Raw genomic sequence first — 3,802 nt, forward strand, 5'->3', positions numbered from 1 at the left:
TGGTAATTGGATATCACTGGAGAAAAGGAATTCTTCTGGTTTCATATATTCGAATAAATGCCCTCCTCCCCCCCATCGGTGCAAGCGTCAAATCGAAGTAATTCCCCGTTGCCTATACACGGGTTAATTTATTTTATCGTGATATGAACTCATCTTTTTCAATTTCAAGACGTCAACTACTCGGTGGAGCAACTTTGGCTGGACTATCCGGCACCTTGTTTTCGCAAGCTTTGACCAAAAAAGAAGTGGCGAATCCAAAAATTCATTTAAAGCCTGAAGCAACCCTGCTTTTTCAAGGAGACTCCATAACCGATGCTGGACGTCAAAACCGTAAATCACCCAAGCCAAACGAACAGGCATCCATGGGTAATGGGTACGCATGTATGGCAGCAGCTGGCATGTTAAACAGCAGTGCAGACTTAAAACTATCTATTTTTAATCGAGGAATTTCTGGCAACAAGGTACACCAACTGGATGCCCGTTGGCAAAGCGACTGCCTGGCGCACAAGCCTGATATTTTGAGTATATTAATCGGAGTAAACGATATTTGGCATGGATTCCAGGGAAAGTATGATGGAACCGTCGATCGCTACGAAGAGGATTATCTGGCCCTAGTCGCAAGGACTCGTCAGGCATTACCCGACATACAACTCGTTATTTGCGAGCCCTTTGTCTTAAAGTGCGGGGCAGTCAGCTCAAAATGGTTCCCCGAATTTGATCGTTACCGAGAAGCTGCACGCAGGGTTGCCGATTTCCACGCTGCTACTTTTATTCCCTTTCAATCTATGTTTGATCAGGCATTAAGCTTCGCCCCCCCTCAACACTGGGCACGAGATGGTGTCCACCCGACTGCTTATGGCTCTGCCTTGATGGCCGATTATTGGCTCCGGGTAGTCAGAGGATAAACTTGTCGTTTCGACCCTTGACCAGAATGGAGCAAAAAGTCATCACCTTCTATCGATTTGCCGAATTCCCCGATCATCGGGAATGGAAACCAGTCCTTGAAGAACTTGGTAAAAAAGAAAAGATTACGGGCTCTTTAATTTTGGCCGAAGAAGGGATAAACGCAACCCTCTCAGGCTCAGAGGAAGGACTCGAACGCTTTGTCCGGCACATCGAAGCGGACGATCGGTTCTCCGAGCTTCCGCTTCGATCGATGACCACCCCTCGTTCAACTTTTTATCGCTTACGTATTGTAATCCGGCGAGAAATTGTAACCTTGGGCGATCCGTCCATTCTTCCTTCAAACGGATCAGGGACATACATCGAGCCTGAAGACTGGAACGCCTTGATTTCAGACCCAGAGGTCGAAGTGGTAGATGTTCGCAATGATTACGAAGTTGAAATCGGCACCTTTGAGGGTGCAGTAAACCCAAAGACCCAAACCTTTGGCCAATGGGCTGACTTCGTAAAAAAACATTGGGGCAAACAAAAAAAGAAAAAAATAGCCATGTATTGCACGGGTGGAATTCGATGCGAAAAAGCCTCTGCACACTTGGTTCAAAACGGATTTGAACAAGTTTATCACTTACGAGGAGGCATTCTCCACTACTTGGAAAAAATGAAAGAGGAAACAAGCAAATGGAAAGGAGAATGTTTTGTTTTTGATCATCGGGTCTCAGTCATTCATGGATTGTTGGATGGAAAGGCTAAACTTTGCTTTTCTTGTAGATGGCCGCTCGATGATGATGACTTTAAATCTCCTGAATTTGAAGAAGGTGTATCCTGCCCAAGATGTGCCCGCTCAATCAGCCCGGAAAGAAGAGCGGGACTGCGTGAGAGGCAGCGTCAAATTGCCCTTGCACAGAAGCGAAATACCCAGCATATCGGGAAAGAAATGCCTGCTAAGCATAAGAAAACGGCACGCCCTTGCACCCATCAATAAGTTGCACTAATTTAGAATTACTTTGTAATTGTGATTAAGAAAGAAGTGGAAAATAACTGCCTAAAACAGGAGCAAACAGATGAACTCCTTCCTCGTGCATGGAAAAGTGGATCCTTAAAATATGACGAGCATACCCCCCTTGGGGAAGGAGGCACAGCCAAGTTATTTCTAACAGAAGATGTAAACCTTCACCGCAAGGTAGCTTATAAAACTCTTCATAAAGACCTCCAAAATTCAGAAATAGAAACCCAACGCTTTGTTCGTGAAGCCAGAGTAACTGCCAATATACAACATCCAGGTACTGTTCCGGTATACGAGCTTGGTCGAGACCGGGAAGGCCAGCTTTTCTTTACCATGAAAAGAGTGTATGGGCAGGACCTTCGGCAAATCCTGCTTGATTTAAAACATGAAGTGCCCGAGATCGTGGAAAAATTCCCACTTCCCCGACTGCTTGATATTTTAATTCAAGTAAGCCAGACCATTGCCTATGCCCATGAAATCGGGGTAATTCATAGAGACTTAAAACCCGCCAACATTATCGTAGGAAAATTTGGTGAAGTCTATGTTCTCGACTGGGGATTGGCCAAGGTGCTGGGAGGTAAGAGCCTAGCCGCTAAACTGGAAGGAGATGGCAAACCTGCCGACCTTAGCCTTACACGTAGCGGCATGCACTACGGTACTCCCCTGTACATGACTCCGGAAATCGCTCGTGGATTAAGCGATCTCGATGAAAAATCAGATGTTTTTTCCTTGGGTGTTCTGCTCTTCGAAATGCTCACCCTGAAATCATTTCTTCAGGGAGAAGATATTACAGAAATTAAGAAAAAACTTCTGGACGAACCCTATCCACTTCCAAGAGAAGTTGCCCCAGAGCGTAAAATCCCCAGAGACTTACAATCTATTTGTATGAAAGCACTGCATCGCTCCCGTGGCCATCGCTATTCCCAAGCCCGTTTATTTCTAGAAGACTTACAAAGATTTCGACATGAGGAGGAAGTCTCAGTTTATTGGTACTCTGGTTGGGAACGTCTGACTCGTTGGAATAACCAAAATGCTTATTTAATTATTTCTGCACTTTCTGCCGTTTTGGGTGCAGCTATCTATGCTTTATTTTCTCAGTAATCGAAAGAACTCGATTAATTAATCAAATAGTCATCATTCGGGAAATAGACTTCCCTTACCGATCTTTTTGACCCGACAATCCTTGCACACGCAACCTGTACCATGATCGTTGGCAGGTTTCCCCAAAGCACCAGGGCCAGTAGCTTTGAGGAAATCTTCCCCCTTTTGGGGAAGTAAAGCTTTGCTCTTTAGCATCTGCCCGCTGTTGGAGCCAGGAGTAGCTTGCCCCGAAGGTTCAACCTTTTTTGGCAAGGATTGAAACTGTTTCCTGGGTGTTACAGCAGCCTGGTTACTTACTTTTTTTTTTGCGTATGGATTTTTGACAGACTTTCCCATTGAATTCATGAGCCTGACATATTTAGGAGCCACAACTTCAACAAAATTTGAATTCACGACTTTTATGGTAGCTAAAAGTTTATCGCTATTCAATTGAGCCACGACCAAGTAACCAGCAGCAGATGGGTGAAAGCGAGTGGCCCTTAACATCCCTCCAACAGGGACAGGAACCTGCACCTGCTTTGAACGATCGGTAAGGGTAATTCCTTGATTGGCCAAGGTGATTTCTGCAGGAAAAGAAAGGGTCGAATTCTTGTGTGCCCAACTTAAAACTTCATCCACAAAGGTTTGGCTAACTTTAGCTACACCTGACTCTTCCTTGGCTACCTCGACAGGGCGTGCTCTTTGTGCTCGTACAATATCATCCTTTGCGTTGCTTAAATCACGCTCAAGGCTGCGAACCTCATCTTTTAAATCGTCAACGGTTTCGGCTGCATCTGCCACCTCTTCCTCCAAAGC

Annotated in this window: 4 protein-coding genes; 3 read left to right on the plus strand and 1 reads right to left on the minus strand. The window is 45.2% G+C overall.

All coding sequences use genetic code 11. From position 1 onward, the window contains the following. Window positions 1-143: 143 nt before the first annotated feature. From ACKPQ4_RS01715 to ACKPQ4_RS01725, 3 genes are read left to right on the plus strand one after another with little or no spacing between them, the layout of a single operon-like run. Window positions 144-905 carry an SGNH/GDSL hydrolase family protein gene (locus ACKPQ4_RS01715; RefSeq protein WP_407679484.1) on the plus strand — a complete coding sequence of 254 codons (762 nt, stop codon included), beginning with the start codon at window positions 144-146 and terminating at the stop codon, window positions 903-905. Between the two features lie 26 nt (window positions 906-931). Continuing rightward, window positions 932-1,885: an oxygen-dependent tRNA uridine(34) hydroxylase TrhO gene (gene trhO / locus ACKPQ4_RS01720; protein ID WP_407679485.1), complete on the plus strand. Its 954-nt coding sequence runs from the start codon at window positions 932-934 to the stop codon at window positions 1,883-1,885. 30 nt (window positions 1,886-1,915) lie between these two features. After that, on the plus strand, window positions 1,916-3,007 hold the full coding sequence (locus tag ACKPQ4_RS01725) for a serine/threonine protein kinase (protein WP_407679486.1): 1,092 nt from the start codon (window positions 1,916-1,918) through the stop codon (window positions 3,005-3,007). A 33-nt stretch (window positions 3,008-3,040) separates the two neighbouring features. Here ACKPQ4_RS01725 and ACKPQ4_RS01730 read toward each other — a convergent pair. After that, the coding region (locus tag ACKPQ4_RS01730) for a hypothetical protein (RefSeq protein WP_407679487.1) at window positions 3,041-3,802 on the minus strand (762 nt) is incomplete at its 5' end.

Origin of the sequence: Candidatus Chordibacter forsetii, from assembly GCF_964187505.1 — a bacterium.
Lineage (GTDB): Bacteria > Verrucomicrobiota > Verrucomicrobiia > Opitutales > Seribacteraceae > Chordibacter > Chordibacter forsetii.